This is a genomic window from Methanobacteriaceae archaeon, assembly GCA_029219465.1.
In the GTDB taxonomy this organism is placed as follows: domain Archaea; phylum Methanobacteriota; class Methanobacteria; order Methanobacteriales; family Methanobacteriaceae; genus Methanocatella.
Genome location: JAQXTL010000004.1, coordinates 35711 through 47915, shown reverse-complemented (window position 1 = coordinate 47915; position 12205 = coordinate 35711). Strand labels below are relative to the sequence as shown.

Below are 12205 nucleotides of genomic sequence, written 5' to 3'. Positions count from 1 at the left end.
TGTAGGGAAATCTTTATATAGTTTATTTAATATAGTTATATATAATGTATAAAGATGAGCTATCTATATTTATTCCAAACTCATTTCTTTCTGAGTCTAAGGATCTTAAAATTCGTACTTATAAAGTAGGTATTTTAGGCAGAGCTTTGGCGATTTTTCAAGCAGATAATGTGGTTATCTACAATGATGATCATGTTAAAAATGAAGACGGAGAAATGGATGGAGAATTTATTGCGGAAATTTTAAATTATATGAATACTCCTCAATACTTGAGGAAACAAGCATTTCCTATAAGACCTGAATTAAAGCATGTTGGAATTCTCCCGCCTCTTAGGACTCCACATCATCCTGTAAATAGTCAACCAGACGTGGGCGATTATAGACAAGGTTTCACTGTTAAGAGAAATAAGAAAGGAACTTATGTTGATATAGGTATGGATAAACTTGCATTCTGTAAAGAACAACTTTCTGTTAAAAGAATTTTTGACTTTAAGATTACTAAAATTGCTAAGAAAGAAGTAATAGTCACACCTGATAAACCAGATGACGTTTACTGGGGATATAATGTTATATCTTCTACTAAGAGTCTTAAAAATAGCTTAAAATTAATTAAACCTAATCTTGTTGTTGAAACTACAAGATATGGAGATTATATTAATTCTATTTTTGATGAATTAAAACCAAAATTAGATGAATCTAAAAGTATTGCTATTTTATTTGGTGGCCCATATTCTTCAATTCAAGAGGATGTTTCTAATCCAAATTGGGATTTATTTAAAATAAATACTCTTCCTGGACAAGGAACTGAAACTGTAAGAAGCGAAGAGGCTGTTGTCGCTACACTTTCTTTATTCAATTCTATGAGATTTTAATTCTCTCGATTTATTAGTTTTACACGCTAATAGATAACTTGCTCAACTTTTTATACATGGATGTTTTTAGGACTTTCTAAAAATTATCTTAGCACAGAATTATTTATACATTAAATATATTCTTTATTGTGCTCCAATTGGATTAACTCAATAGGATATATTGAAATTTAATATTTATCTAGTTGTAAGCTTGCTTACGGCTATTTATTAACTTGATAAGGTTGTATTTATACAGACTTGTCAAAAACTTCGTAATAGTTATTCATTTGGCTATTACTCTACAAAAAATTAAAATAATTTAAAAATAAGGTAAAAAAATATTAATAAGGAGGTTAATTAAATGGTAAGACATCACCAGCCAAGAAAAGGGTCTGTTGCTTTTAGTCCAAGGAAAAGAGCAGCTAAAGAAACCCCTAGAGTAAAATCTTGGCCACAAATTGATGAACCAAAATTACTCGGCCTCGCAGGTTACAAAGTCGGTATGACTCATGTTTTAATGACTGATTCCGATAAAAACTCTCCAACCAATGGTATGGACGTTTTCACTCCAGTAACTGTATTGGAAGTACCTCCGGTCGTTGTAATGGGAATTAGAGCTTATGAAAAAACTTCTCGTGGATTGAAAGTAATCACCGAAGTTCTTGCAGACAATTTAGATGAAGAACTTTCAAGGAAAATTTCTCTTCCTAAAGAATACAATAAATCTGAAGCTATTGCAAAAATACAAGGTGCATTAGAAAACACAGAAGACATTAAGGTATTAGTACACACAAATCCAAAAGTAACTAGCGTACCTAAGAAAAAACCAGATATATTCGAATGTGGTATTGGAGGATCCAATCCTGAAGAAAAATTAAACACTGCATTAGAATTATTAGGTAACGAAGTAAAAGCTAGTGAAATCTTCAACGAAGGTGAATTTGTTGATGCTATTGCAACTACAAAAGGAAAAGGATTCCAAGGTGTAGTTAAAAGATGGGGAATTAGAATTCAATATGGTAAAGCTGTAAGAGCAGGTAAAGGTAGACACGTAGGTTCTATCGGACCTTGGACTCCTAGTAGAACCATGTGGACTGTAGCTCAAGCAGGTCAAATGGGATACCACAAAAGAACTGAATTCAATAAAAGGATTTTAAAAATCGCATCAGCAGATGAAGTTGATCAAATCAACCCTGATGGCGGATTTGTAAAATACGGTCTTGTCAAAAACGATTATGTTTTAGTAAAAGGATCCTTACCAGGACCATCTAAAAGATTAGTCATTTTAAGACAACCTATCAGACCTAATAATAAAGCTGAGGATATACCTCAAATTAATTATATTAGTACAAAATCTAAACAAGGGGTATAATCATGAAAGTTAATGTTTATTCTATTAATGGGGAAGTTAAAGAAGAAATTGAACTTCCAGCTATTTTTGATGAAGTATACAGACCAGATTTAATCAAAAGAGCTGTACTTTCTGCACAATCTGCTAGAGTACAACCATGGGGTAACGATCCAATGGCAGGTAAAAGAACTTCTGCTAAAGGATGGGGTTCCGGTAGAGGAACTGCTAGAGTACCTAGGATTAAAAACGGTTCTAAAGCAGCATTCGTACCAATGGCAATTGGTGGTAGACAAGCTCACCCTACTAGAGCAGAGAAAAACCATCATGAAAAAATCAACATAAAAGAAAGAAGATTTGCTATCAGATCTGCTGTTGCAGCAACTACTAACAAAGAAATTGTTGAAAACAGAGGACACAAAGTAGCAGATTTAGAACAAGTTCCTATTATTGTTGAAGATGAAATCGAAGCTGTAAAAACTGCTAAACAAACTCGTGAAATTTTCCAAAACTTAGGCGTTTACGATGACGTAATTCGTGCTAAAGAAGGAAAAAGAATCAGAGCTGGTAGAGGTAAAACAAGAGGAAGAAAATACAAAAAAGTAAAAGGACCTCTCGTTGTTGTCGGTGAAGATAAAGGTATTCACTTAGGTGCAAGAAACCACGCTGGTGTAGATGTAGTGGTTGCTGAAAACTTAAACGTTGAATTATTAGCACCTGGTACCCATGCTGGAAGACTCACTATTTACACTAAATCAGCAGTTGAGAAATTAGGAGGTTTATTCCAATAGTATTGGAAAATAGGTGATTATTATGGATGCATACTCAATTATTATTAAACCTCATGTTACTGAAAAAACCATGAACTTAATTGATCAAAATAACGAAATTACTTTTGTTGTACGCCGTACTGCTAACAAAGGTCAAATTAAAAGAGCTTTTGAACAATTATACGAAGAAAAAGTAGAAAGAGTAAACACTCACATTACTACTAAAGGTGTAAAAGTAGCATACATCAAACTTGTTGAAGAAGAAATGGCAGAAGAACTCGCTGTCAGAATAGGTGTATTCTAAGGAGGAATTTGAATGGGAAAACGATTAATACATCAAAGAAGAGGAAGAGGAACTCCTGCTCACCGTGTTGCTTCTCATCGTTTCAAAGATAAAATCAGATACAGATCTTACGATGCATTAGAAAAAGAAGGTAGTATCAAAGGTAAAGTTGTTGATATTTTACACGACCCAGCAAGAACCGCTCCTATCGCAGAAGTAAAATTCGAAAATGGTGAAAAGAAATACATCTTAGCACCTGAAAGCATTCAAATTGACGATGAAATTGAATGTGGTATTTCTGCTCCTATTAAATTTGGTAACACATTACCTCTCGCAGAAATCCCTGAAGGTACCCCAATTTACGATATTGAAAACACCCCAGGAGACGGTGGACGTTTCGTAAGATCTTCTGGTACTTACGCTTCTGTAGTTACTCATGACGCAAATCAAGCTGTTGTTGAATTACCATCTGGTGAATTAAAATACTTAAACCCTAACTGCCGTGCAAGTATCGGTGTAGTTGCTGGTGGAGGTAGAAAAGATAAACCATTCCTTAAAGCTGGTAAAAGATGGCATGCTTATAAAGCTAAAGGTAAGAAGTTCATGACTGTTAGAGGTGTAGCAATGAACGCTGTAGATCACCCTCACGGGGGAGGTAACAGACAACATCCTGGTCGTCCAACTACTGTTTCAAGACATGCACCACCAGGAAGAAAAGTTGGTTCAATTGCAGCTAAGAGAACAGGTTTAAAAAGATAGATAGAGGGTGTTTCATTGGCAAGAAAAATATTCAAATACAAAGGTTATACTCTTGAAGAGCTTCAACAAATGTCTTTAGAAGAAGTAATGGAATTATTCCCTGCAAGACAAAGAAGATCTTTAAAAAGAGGATTCTTACCAAGACAACAAATTGTTTTGGACAAAATGAGAAAGTTAAATAAAGAAGGAACTAAAGATGGTCGTCCTGTTGTAATTAGGACCCATTGTAGAGACATGATTGTAATACCTGAAATGGTTGGAACCACTTTCGGTATTTATGATGGTCAAAATTTTGTTGAAGTCACTATTGCACCAGAAATGATTGGTCATTACTTTGGTGAATACGCACCAACAAGAAAAAGAGTTCAACACGGAGACCCTGGTATGGGTGCTACAAGATCATCCATGTTTGTACCACTTAAATAAGGAGATTAGAACATGGCTAACAAATATGCTTATAATAAAGAAGTTGATGAAGCAAAAACTGCACGTGCTATGGCAAAATCTCTTAAGATTTCTCCAAAACACAGTGTTGAGATTTGCAGTGCAATCAGAGGAATGGAAGTAGGTAAAGCAAAAGCTTACTTAGCAGACGTTATTGAAATGAAAAAAGCAGTTCCTTTCAAAAGACACAACAAAAAAGTTGGTCACAGAAAAGGACTCGAAGGATGGGCTTCTGGTAGATACCCTGTAAAAGCTGCTGAGCAAATTTTAAAAGTTTTAGAAAATGCTGAAGCAAACGCTGAATACAAAGGTATGGATACTGAAAAATTAGTCATCGAACACATTTCTAGTCACAAAGGTGTTGTAATTCCTGGATACATACCAAGAGCATTTGGTAGAATGACTCCTTTCAACACTCCAACTACCCACATTCAAATAGTCTTACAGGAGGCTAACTAATGATAGAAAAAGATTTTGTCACAGAAGGTCTTAGAAGAACCAGAATTGACGAATACTTAGAAAAAGAACTTGAAAGAGCTGGATACGGTGGTATGGACGTTCAAATTACTCCTTTAGGTACCATGGTTGTTGTCTACGCAGAAAGACCTGGTATGGTTATCGGTAGAGGTGGAAAAAACGTAAGAGCTATTACCAACACTCTTAAAAACGAGTTTGGTTTAGACAACCCTCAAATCGAAGTTAAAGAAGTAGAAGTTCCAGAACTTAACCCTAAAATCATGGCTTACAAAATATCCAACATGTTACAAAGAGGAATGCACTTCAGAAGAGTTGCTTACTCAACCATTCGTAGAATTATGGGTGCAGGAGCTCAAGGTGTAGAAGTAACTATTTCTGGTAAAATCAGAGGTTCTAGATCTGCTGTAGCTAAATTTGTTGAAGGATACATCAAAAAATGTGGAGAACCTTCCATCAGATTAGTAGAAGAAGGTTTCGCTACTGCTCAATTAAAACCAGGTGTATTAGGTATTTATGTAAGAATCATGCCTCCAGAAACTGTATTACCTGATTCCGTTGAAATTCTTCCTCCTAAAATGATCATCGAAGAAGATGGCGATGTCATTGAAGAAGAAATCGATGTTGAAACCGAAGAAATCATCGAAGAAGAAATCATTGAAGAAGTTGAAGATCTCGACGAATTAGAAGAAGTTGTTGAAGAAGAATCTACTGAAGATGTAGAGGAAGACGATAGTTAAATTTTAATTTAATTATCTTAAAAGAGTTGGAACAATGGCGATTTTAAGAAGTAAAGAAATTTGGGACATGGAAGTCGATGAGATTCAAGACAAATTAGTTGAACTCAGAGCTGAATTATCCAAAAACATTTCTAAAAGTGCAGCTGCTGGGGTAAATGAAAACCCTGGAAAAATCAGAGAATTAAAAAGAACTATTGCTCGTGTTCTTACAATAATGAATGAAAAACAAAAGGAGAATTAAATGTCAAAAATTTGTGATGTATGTGGGCTTCCTGAGGAACTTTGTGTTTGTGAAGAAATTGCACGTGAAGTTCAATCTTTAAAAGTGTTTACTGTCAGAAGAAGATTTGGGAAACTCATGACTATTATCGAAGGTATAGATGAACATGATATCGATATAAGAGAACTCACAAAAACTCTCAAAGCAAAATGTGCTTGCGGAGGTACTGCTAAAAATGGTCAAATAGAACTTCAAGGTGACCACAAAGTTAAGGTTAAAAAAGTTTTATCTGACTTAGGTTTCTCATCAGATACTATCGAAATTCGTGAATCTAAGAAAAATAATAAGAAAAGGAGATAATTCATCTATTCGATATGTTTTTCAATTAAATTATTGTAATTCTGCATAATTTATTGTAAATGTTATATTAAGAGATGATTGGAATGATTACTTCAAATAACTTGGTACATCATGAATTCATCGGATTAAAGGTTCATGCTGTAAACGAGAAGAATCCCTCTCTTAATTTAAAAGGAACAGTTGTTGATGAGACAAAAAATACCATTAATATTGAAAAAGAAGACAATAACGAAAAAGTGATTCCTAAGAAAGGAACATTTTTCGTATTTGAACTTCCTAACGGGGAAAAAGTTGAAATTAATGGTAACATTTTGTCTATTCGTCCTGAAGATAGAATAAAAAAAAGATTTAAAAAAATATAAATGGTGATAATATGGTTGGGCTTAACGTTCAAGAACCAGAAACTACATGTAATGATCCTAATTGCCCTTTCCACGGAACTTTATCTGTAAGAGGACAAGTTCTCGAAGGTGTTGTTGTCAGTAACAAAGCAGAAAGGACTATTAGTGTTGAACGTAGTTACTATAAATTCATTAAAAAATATGAAAGATATGAAAAAAGGAAATCTAAAATCAATGTTCACAAACCAGATTGCTTAAATGTGAACGTTGGTGATTCTGTAAAAGTTGCAGAATGTAGACCATTAAGTAAAACTAAACATTTTGTTTTAGTTGAAGTTAAAGGAGAGTAAATATTATGAAACCATTAACCTCAAGTGTAACTAAAGCATTACCAATTGGAGCAACTCTCCAATGTGTTGATAATACTGGTGCTCGTGAAATCGAAATCATTTCCGTAAAAGGATTCAAAGGTGTAAGAAGAAGACTCGACGTTGCTGGTGTTGGAGATTTAGTTGTTGCTTCTGTTAAAAAAGGAACTGCTGACATGAGAAGAGAAGTTGTCAACGCAGTTGTAGTTAGACAAAAAAAGGAATATAGACGTGCTGATGGTCTTCGTGTTAAATTTGAAGATAACGCTGCTGTTATTATTACTCCAGAAGGAGTTTTAAAAGGATCCGAAATCAGAGGACCTGTTGCTAAAGAAGCAGCTGACAGATGGCCTAGTGTTGGTAGTGCGGCTAATATTTTAGTATAGGTGAAAAATATGTCAATTCAACCAAGAAAACAAAGAAAAGCTCGTTATACTGCTCCTGCTCACGCACGTGGTAAATACTTAAGCGCATCCGTAAGTAAAGATTTAAGGGAAAAAGTTGGTAAAAAATCTTTACCTCTCAAAACCGGAGACAAAGTTAGAGTTGTACGTGGTGACTTTAAAGGACATGAAGGCGAAGTTCTTACTGTAGATTACACTTCTTACAAAGTTACTATTGAAGAAGTTACTTTATCTAAACCTGATGGAACTGCTACTTTCCTTCCAGTTGATCCATCTAACTTAGTAATTATTGATGCAGATTTAAAAGACGATAGAAGAATTAAAAATAAAGGAGATAATTAATATGGCTAAAATGGGATCTAGAAAACATCTTAAAAGATACAAAGCACCAAAATCTTGGCCTATTCATCCTAAAGAAGATACTTGGACTGTAAAACCTTCCGCAGGTTCTCACTCCATTAATGATTCTATTCCATTAACTTTAGTTATTAGAGATGTTTTAAAATTAGCTGATAATGCTAGAGAAGCAAAAAGAATTATCAACTCTGGTAACATTTTAGTAAACGGAATTGTCGTTAAAGATTATAAATTCCCAGTAGGATTCATGGATGTTTTAAACATTCCTAAAACTGGAGAATCTTATAGAGTTCTTTTAGATAGGAAAGCAAGATTACAATTAAAATTAATCGAAGATAGTAGTGCTAAATTATCTAAAATTGTTAACAAAACCACTATTAAAGGTGGAAAAACTCAATTAAACCTTCACGATGGTAAAAACGTTATCATTGAAGAAGATGCTTACTCTGTTGGAGATGTAATTTGTTTAAAAGTACCTGAACAAGAAATTGTTGAAGTATATCCTTTAGAAGTAGGAGCTACCGTTCTTGTTACTGGTGGTAAACACACCGGTGAATTAGGTACCGTTTCTGAAATCATTGAAAACAAATCAACTAATCCAAACACTATTATTATTGAAAATAGTTCCAAAGATGAATTCTTAACTTTAAAAGACTATGCATTTGTAGTTGGTACTGATGCACCAGTAATCGATTTATTGGAGGTTAATAAATGAACCCAATGAATGAAGTACGTATAGAAAAAGCTACTGTAAGTATTGGTGTTGGTGAAGCAGGTGAAAAATTATCTCGTGCTATTAATCTCTTAGAAAGTATGTTCGAACAAACTCCTGTTAAAACTTTTTCCAAAGTTACTAACCCAGAATGGGGAATTAGGAAAAAACAACCAATCGCATGTAAATTAACTTTACGTGGAGAAAAAGCAGACAAAGCTATTGATATGGTATTAGAAGGTATTAGTAGAAATATTAAACCTACTCAATTTGATGCACAAGGAAACCTTTCTTTTGGTATTAAAGAACATATTGATATTCCAGGTATGAGATATAATCCAGATATCGGTATTTTTGGTATGAATGTTTCTGTTACTTTTGAAAAACCAGGTTACAGAATATCTAAAAGAAAAATCCAACAAAAGAAAGTTCCTCAAAAACATAGAATTTCTAAAGAAGAAACTATGAAATTTATGGAAGAAAACTTTAAAGTTAACTACGTAACTGAATAAGGTGATATTTTGCCAAGAAAATACGGAAAAGCTGCTAAAAAATGTAGTCGTTGTGGAGACCACTCTGCTATGATTAGTAGATATGGATTAAACTTATGCAGACAATGTTTTAGGGAAATTGCTCCTAAAATTGGATTTAAAAAATATAATTAGAGGTAATTACTATGAGTCTTATGGATCCTCTTGCTGATGCTTTAACTAATATCAGAAATAACGAATTACAAGTAAACGGTTCTTGTGTTATTTCTCCTGCTTCCAAATTAATTGGACAAGTTTTAAGCACTATGCAAAAAGAGAATTATATTGGTAATTTTGAATATGTTGATGACAATAGGGCAGGTAAATTCACTGTTGAATTAATCGGTAACATTAACAAATGTGGTGTTATCAAACCTCGTCATGCTGTTAAGAAAGATGAATTTGAAAAATTTGAAAAAAGATATTTGCCAGCTAAAAACTTTGGTATTTTAATCGTTACTACTCCTCAAGGTATTATGACTCACTACGAGGCTAAAGAAAGAGGAATTGGTGGACGTTTGTTGGCTTACATGTATTAGGTGATAAAATGGTAGTAGCTGCAGCTATAAGGGAAGAAATTGCAATCCCTGAAGGCGTTGAAGTTATAATTAACGATAATGAGGTCTCTGTAAAAGGACCTAATGGAGAAGACTCCAGAAAATTTACTTACCCAAATGTAAGTATTAAAGAAGAAGACGATGTTGTTATCTTAGAAACAGCATTCCCAAAAAAGAAAGATAAAGCAATGATTGGAACCACTAGAGCACACATTAACAATATGATTACTGGTGTTACTGATGGTTTTACTTACCACATGAAAATCGTATTTGCTCACTTTCCAATGACTGTAAAAGTTCAAAAAGATACTGTTGTAATTGACAACTTCCTCGGGGAAAGACACCCAAGAACCGCAAAAGTTGTAGGTTCTGCAAAAGTGTCTGTTAAAGGTGACGCAGTAACAATTACTGGTATTAATAAGGAACATGTTGGTCAAACTATGGCTAACTTAGAACAAGCAACTAAAATTAAAGGAAGAGATCCTAGAGTATTCCAAGACGGAATATATTTAATTAGCAGGGAATAAATTCGGTGATTTAAATGGCTAATAAAAGATTTAAAAGACAAGAATATGCTCGTTATAAAAAACTTGGAATCAAATGGAGACGCCCTAGAGGTAAAACCAGTAAAATGAGAAGATACGAAGCAGGTAAACCTGATATGCCTGCAATCGGTTACAGAACCCCTAGAGCAATTAGGGATTTACACCCTTCCGGATTCAAAGATGTTCTTGTTCACAATATGCAAGAATTAGAAGACTTAGACCCAGCTACCGAAGCTGCAAGAATAAGTGCTTCTATCGGGAAAAGGAAAAAAGATTTAATGCTTGCTAAAGCATTAGAACTTGGTATTAAAGTTTTAAATAAATAAATCATAATTATAAGCCAATCAATTCCGGGGTTTTTATGAATTGATATGGCTATTTGAATTTAAATTAAAAAATAAGGGAATTTAGAGTATATCTAAATTTATCAGCTATGCTGTATGGAGGATTATATATATGAATCTTACAACTCAAAAAAGATTAGCTGCTAGTATCCTCAAAGTAGGACTTAATCGTGTATGGATTGATCCAGAAAGATTAGAAGAAGTATCCATGGCGATCACTAGGGAAGGAGTTAAGCAGTTAATTAATGATGGTGCTATTAAAGCAAAACCTCAAAAAGGTATTAGTAGCTACAGATCTAAAAAAATTAAAGAACAAAAAGCAAAAGGAAAAAGAAAAGGTAGAGGTAGTGTAAAAGGAGCTAAAAAAGCACGTACTCCTAAGAAAAAAGCTTGGATGACTACCATCAGAGCTTTAAGAAAAGATCTTAAACAAATGCGTGAAGATGAAGTAATTGATGTTACTACCTACCGTAAATTATACAAAATGGCTAAGGGTGGCGCATTCAGAAGTAAATCTTACATGAGAAACTATGCCCGTGACCATGATTTAATTAAAGGAGATGAGTAAACATGGCACATGGAACTAATTACAAAGTAGCTTTCAGAAGAAGAAGAGAAGGAAAAACTGATTATGCAGCAAGAATGAAATTAGTTAACTATGACACTCCTCGTTTAGTTGTCAGAGTTTCTAACTCTCACACTACTGTTCAAGTTATTAATTATGCTCCTGAAGGAGATTTAACTGTTGCAGCTGCTGTAAGTAAACAATTAGCAAAATACGGTTACTTAGGACACACTGGTAACCTTACTGCATGTTACTTAACCGCATACCTCTGTGCTAAAAGAGCTATCGCAGCAGGTGTTGAAAATGCAATTTTAGACATCGGTTTAAAATCTCCAATTAGAGGGTCCAAAGTTTTCGCAGCTCTCCAAGGTGCTGTAGATGCTGGTTTAGAAATCCCTCACGGTGATTTCATCTTCCCAGCTGAAGAACGTATCAACGGTGCTCACATTGCTGAGTATGCTGAATCTTTAGATGCTGAAGAAGTTGCTAAAAAATTCTCAAAATACTTCGAAAGAGGTCTTGACCCTAAAGATTTACCTAAAAACTTTGAAGAAACTATTAAGAATATTGATGAGGCAGAGGAATAACTATGAGTTTTAATATTGATGAATGGGAACCTAAAACTAAATTGGGTAAATTAGTTAAAGATGGAACCATTACTGATATCGATGAAATCTTTGAAAAAGGTCTTCCTATTATGGAATTAGAAATTGTCGATGCCTTAATTCCGGATTTAGAAGAAGAAGTAATGGATGTTAACTTAGTTCAAAGGATGCACAAATCCGGTAGAAAAGTTAATTTCAGAGTAATTGTTGCTGTAGGTAACAAAAATGGTTACGTAGGATTAGGCCAAGGTAAAGCTAAAGAGGTTGGTCCTGCTATCAGAAAAGCTGTAGACAATGCTAAATACAATCTTATTAAAGTAAGAAGAGGTTGTGGAGATTGGGGTTGTGTTTGTGGAAGAGAACACACCGTACCATTCAAAGTACAAGGTAAAACCAGTAGTGTAAGCGTAAACTTAATCCCTGCACCTGCAGGAGTAGGTTTAGTAATTGGTGATGTTGGTAAAACTATCTTAAAACTTGCTGGTATTCACGATGTATGGTCCCAATCTTTCGGACAAACTCAAACTACAGTAAACTTTGCTAACGCAGTATTCGCTGCTTTAAAAGAGTTAAGTAATGTAAAAGCAAGTCAAGAAGACCTCAAAAAAATGGGCGTTAACTACTAAAT

23 protein-coding genes are annotated in these 12205 nt (G+C 34.1%); all 23 read left to right on the top strand.

The window, feature by feature from the left end:
• Positions 1-44 precede the first annotated feature (44 nt).
• The 23 genes from PUD86_01830 to rpsE all read left to right on the top strand — a co-directional run bounded on the left by PUD86_01830 (position 45) and on the right by rpsE (position 12203).
• A complete protein-coding gene (locus PUD86_01830) occupies positions 45-872 on the top strand; it encodes a putative RNA uridine N3 methyltransferase (protein MDD6776025.1) in 828 nt (275 codons plus the stop codon).
• A 340-nt stretch (positions 873-1212) separates the two neighbouring features.
• Positions 1213-2223 carry a 50S ribosomal protein L3 gene (gene rpl3p, locus PUD86_01825; protein MDD6776024.1) on the top strand — a complete coding sequence of 337 codons (1011 nt, stop codon included), beginning with the start codon at positions 1213-1215 and terminating at the stop codon, positions 2221-2223.
• Between the two features lie 2 nt (positions 2224-2225).
• Complete coding sequence (gene rpl4p / locus PUD86_01820) at positions 2226-2990, top strand: 50S ribosomal protein L4 (protein ID MDD6776023.1); 765 nt, start codon at positions 2226-2228, stop codon at positions 2988-2990.
• A 22-nt stretch (positions 2991-3012) separates the two neighbouring features.
• Positions 3013-3273 carry a 50S ribosomal protein L23 gene (locus PUD86_01815; protein ID MDD6776022.1) on the top strand — a complete coding sequence of 87 codons (261 nt, stop codon included), beginning with the start codon at positions 3013-3015 and terminating at the stop codon, positions 3271-3273.
• Positions 3274-3285: 12 nt separating this feature from the next.
• Positions 3286-4011, top strand: a complete 726-nt coding sequence (locus tag PUD86_01810) for a 50S ribosomal protein L2 (protein ID MDD6776021.1) — start codon at positions 3286-3288, stop codon at positions 4009-4011.
• Positions 4012-4026: 15 nt separating this feature from the next.
• On the top strand, positions 4027-4437 hold the full coding sequence (rpsS, locus tag PUD86_01805; protein ID MDD6776020.1) for a 30S ribosomal protein S19: 411 nt from the start codon (positions 4027-4029) through the stop codon (positions 4435-4437).
• Between the two features lie 12 nt (positions 4438-4449).
• The gene (locus PUD86_01800) at positions 4450-4914 is read left to right on the top strand and encodes a 50S ribosomal protein L22 (GenBank protein ID MDD6776019.1); all 465 of its coding nucleotides are present in this window, start codon (positions 4450-4452) and stop codon (positions 4912-4914) included.
• Entirely contained in the window at positions 4914-5669 is a 756-nt protein-coding gene (locus PUD86_01795) for a 30S ribosomal protein S3 (protein MDD6776018.1), read from the top strand. Before PUD86_01800 ends, PUD86_01795 begins: the two co-directional genes overlap by 1 nt.
• Positions 5670-5703: 34 nt before the next feature.
• On the top strand, positions 5704-5910 hold the full coding sequence (gene rpmC / locus PUD86_01790) for a 50S ribosomal protein L29 (GenBank protein MDD6776017.1): 207 nt from the start codon (positions 5704-5706) through the stop codon (positions 5908-5910).
• Positions 5911-6249 (top strand): stress response translation initiation inhibitor YciH, encoded by a 339-nt coding sequence (gene yciH / locus PUD86_01785; GenBank protein ID MDD6776016.1) that lies wholly within the window; start codon positions 5911-5913, stop codon positions 6247-6249. It begins immediately after the preceding gene.
• An 83-nt stretch (positions 6250-6332) separates the two neighbouring features.
• Positions 6333-6611 carry a ribonuclease P protein subunit gene (locus PUD86_01780; protein ID MDD6776015.1) on the top strand — a complete coding sequence of 93 codons (279 nt, stop codon included), beginning with the start codon at positions 6333-6335 and terminating at the stop codon, positions 6609-6611.
• 11 nt (positions 6612-6622) lie between these two features.
• Positions 6623-6940 carry a 30S ribosomal protein S17 gene (locus tag PUD86_01775; GenBank protein ID MDD6776014.1) on the top strand — a complete coding sequence of 106 codons (318 nt, stop codon included), beginning with the start codon at positions 6623-6625 and terminating at the stop codon, positions 6938-6940.
• Positions 6941-6945: 5 nt separating this feature from the next.
• The gene (locus PUD86_01770; protein ID MDD6776013.1) at positions 6946-7344 is read left to right on the top strand and encodes a 50S ribosomal protein L14; all 399 of its coding nucleotides are present in this window, start codon (positions 6946-6948) and stop codon (positions 7342-7344) included.
• A 9-nt stretch (positions 7345-7353) separates the two neighbouring features.
• Positions 7354-7704 (top strand): 50S ribosomal protein L24, encoded by a 351-nt coding sequence (gene rplX / locus PUD86_01765; protein MDD6776012.1) that lies wholly within the window; start codon positions 7354-7356, stop codon positions 7702-7704.
• A 1-nt stretch (position 7705) separates the two neighbouring features.
• Positions 7706-8434, top strand: a complete 729-nt coding sequence (locus tag PUD86_01760) for a 30S ribosomal protein S4e (protein ID MDD6776011.1) — start codon at positions 7706-7708, stop codon at positions 8432-8434.
• Complete coding sequence (locus PUD86_01755) at positions 8431-8943, top strand: 50S ribosomal protein L5 (GenBank protein MDD6776010.1); 513 nt, start codon at positions 8431-8433, stop codon at positions 8941-8943. The genes PUD86_01760 and PUD86_01755 overlap by 4 nt, the downstream gene beginning before the upstream one ends.
• Before the next feature lie 9 nt (positions 8944-8952).
• Entirely contained in the window at positions 8953-9096 is a 144-nt protein-coding gene (locus PUD86_01750; GenBank protein MDD6776009.1) for a 30S ribosomal protein S14, read from the top strand.
• Between the two features lie 11 nt (positions 9097-9107).
• Positions 9108-9500 (top strand): 30S ribosomal protein S8, encoded by a 393-nt coding sequence (locus PUD86_01745; GenBank protein MDD6776008.1) that lies wholly within the window; start codon positions 9108-9110, stop codon positions 9498-9500.
• Positions 9501-9508: 8 nt separating this feature from the next.
• A complete protein-coding gene (locus tag PUD86_01740; GenBank protein ID MDD6776007.1) occupies positions 9509-10045 on the top strand; it encodes a 50S ribosomal protein L6 in 537 nt (178 codons plus the stop codon).
• Positions 10046-10059: 14 nt separating this feature from the next.
• A complete protein-coding gene (locus PUD86_01735; GenBank protein MDD6776006.1) occupies positions 10060-10389 on the top strand; it encodes a 50S ribosomal protein L32e in 330 nt (109 codons plus the stop codon).
• A gap of 130 nt (positions 10390-10519) precedes the next feature.
• Positions 10520-10975, top strand: a complete 456-nt coding sequence (locus tag PUD86_01730; GenBank protein ID MDD6776005.1) for a 50S ribosomal protein L19e — start codon at positions 10520-10522, stop codon at positions 10973-10975.
• Between the two features lie 2 nt (positions 10976-10977).
• Positions 10978-11559 (top strand): 50S ribosomal protein L18, encoded by a 582-nt coding sequence (locus PUD86_01725; GenBank protein MDD6776004.1) that lies wholly within the window; start codon positions 10978-10980, stop codon positions 11557-11559.
• Positions 11560-11561: 2 nt separating this feature from the next.
• On the top strand, positions 11562-12203 hold the full coding sequence (rpsE, locus tag PUD86_01720; protein ID MDD6776003.1) for a 30S ribosomal protein S5: 642 nt from the start codon (positions 11562-11564) through the stop codon (positions 12201-12203).
• The last annotated feature ends 2 nt before the right edge of the window (positions 12204-12205 follow it).

What these genes read in the sequence shown, in the direction of transcription:
- rpl3p (MDD6776024.1), top strand. Translation starts at nt 1,213, where the DNA reads ATGGTAAGACATCACCAGCCAAGAAAAGGGTCTGTTGCTTTTAGTCCA.
- PUD86_01795 (MDD6776018.1), top strand. Translation starts at nt 4,914, where the DNA reads ATGATAGAAAAAGATTTTGTCACAGAAGGTCTTAGAAGAACCAGAATT.
- PUD86_01735 (MDD6776006.1), top strand. Translation starts at nt 10,060, where the DNA reads ATGGCTAATAAAAGATTTAAAAGACAAGAATATGCTCGTTATAAAAAA.
- PUD86_01775 (MDD6776014.1), top strand. Translation starts at nt 6,623, where the DNA reads ATGGTTGGGCTTAACGTTCAAGAACCAGAAACTACATGTAATGATCCT.
- PUD86_01725 (MDD6776004.1), top strand. Translation starts at nt 10,978, where the DNA reads ATGGCACATGGAACTAATTACAAAGTAGCTTTCAGAAGAAGAAGAGAA.
- PUD86_01800 (MDD6776019.1), top strand. Translation starts at nt 4,450, where the DNA reads ATGGCTAACAAATATGCTTATAATAAAGAAGTTGATGAAGCAAAAACT.
- yciH (MDD6776016.1), top strand. Translation starts at nt 5,911, where the DNA reads ATGTCAAAAATTTGTGATGTATGTGGGCTTCCTGAGGAACTTTGTGTT.
- PUD86_01760 (MDD6776011.1), top strand. Translation starts at nt 7,706, where the DNA reads ATGGCTAAAATGGGATCTAGAAAACATCTTAAAAGATACAAAGCACCA.
- rplX (MDD6776012.1), top strand. Translation starts at nt 7,354, where the DNA reads ATGTCAATTCAACCAAGAAAACAAAGAAAAGCTCGTTATACTGCTCCT.
- PUD86_01830 (MDD6776025.1), top strand. Translation starts at nt 45, where the DNA reads ATGTATAAAGATGAGCTATCTATATTTATTCCAAACTCATTTCTTTCT.
- PUD86_01745 (MDD6776008.1), top strand. Translation starts at nt 9,108, where the DNA reads ATGAGTCTTATGGATCCTCTTGCTGATGCTTTAACTAATATCAGAAAT.
- PUD86_01770 (MDD6776013.1), top strand. Translation starts at nt 6,946, where the DNA reads ATGAAACCATTAACCTCAAGTGTAACTAAAGCATTACCAATTGGAGCA.
- PUD86_01815 (MDD6776022.1), top strand. Translation starts at nt 3,013, where the DNA reads ATGGATGCATACTCAATTATTATTAAACCTCATGTTACTGAAAAAACC.
- PUD86_01780 (MDD6776015.1), top strand. Translation starts at nt 6,333, where the DNA reads ATGATTACTTCAAATAACTTGGTACATCATGAATTCATCGGATTAAAG.
- rpsE (MDD6776003.1), top strand. Translation starts at nt 11,562, where the DNA reads ATGAGTTTTAATATTGATGAATGGGAACCTAAAACTAAATTGGGTAAA.
- rpmC (MDD6776017.1), top strand. Translation starts at nt 5,704, where the DNA reads ATGGCGATTTTAAGAAGTAAAGAAATTTGGGACATGGAAGTCGATGAG.
- PUD86_01755 (MDD6776010.1), top strand. Translation starts at nt 8,431, where the DNA reads ATGAACCCAATGAATGAAGTACGTATAGAAAAAGCTACTGTAAGTATT.
- rpl4p (MDD6776023.1), top strand. Translation starts at nt 2,226, where the DNA reads ATGAAAGTTAATGTTTATTCTATTAATGGGGAAGTTAAAGAAGAAATT.
- PUD86_01730 (MDD6776005.1), top strand. Translation starts at nt 10,520, where the DNA reads ATGAATCTTACAACTCAAAAAAGATTAGCTGCTAGTATCCTCAAAGTA.
- PUD86_01740 (MDD6776007.1), top strand. Translation starts at nt 9,509, where the DNA reads ATGGTAGTAGCTGCAGCTATAAGGGAAGAAATTGCAATCCCTGAAGGC.
- PUD86_01810 (MDD6776021.1), top strand. Translation starts at nt 3,286, where the DNA reads ATGGGAAAACGATTAATACATCAAAGAAGAGGAAGAGGAACTCCTGCT.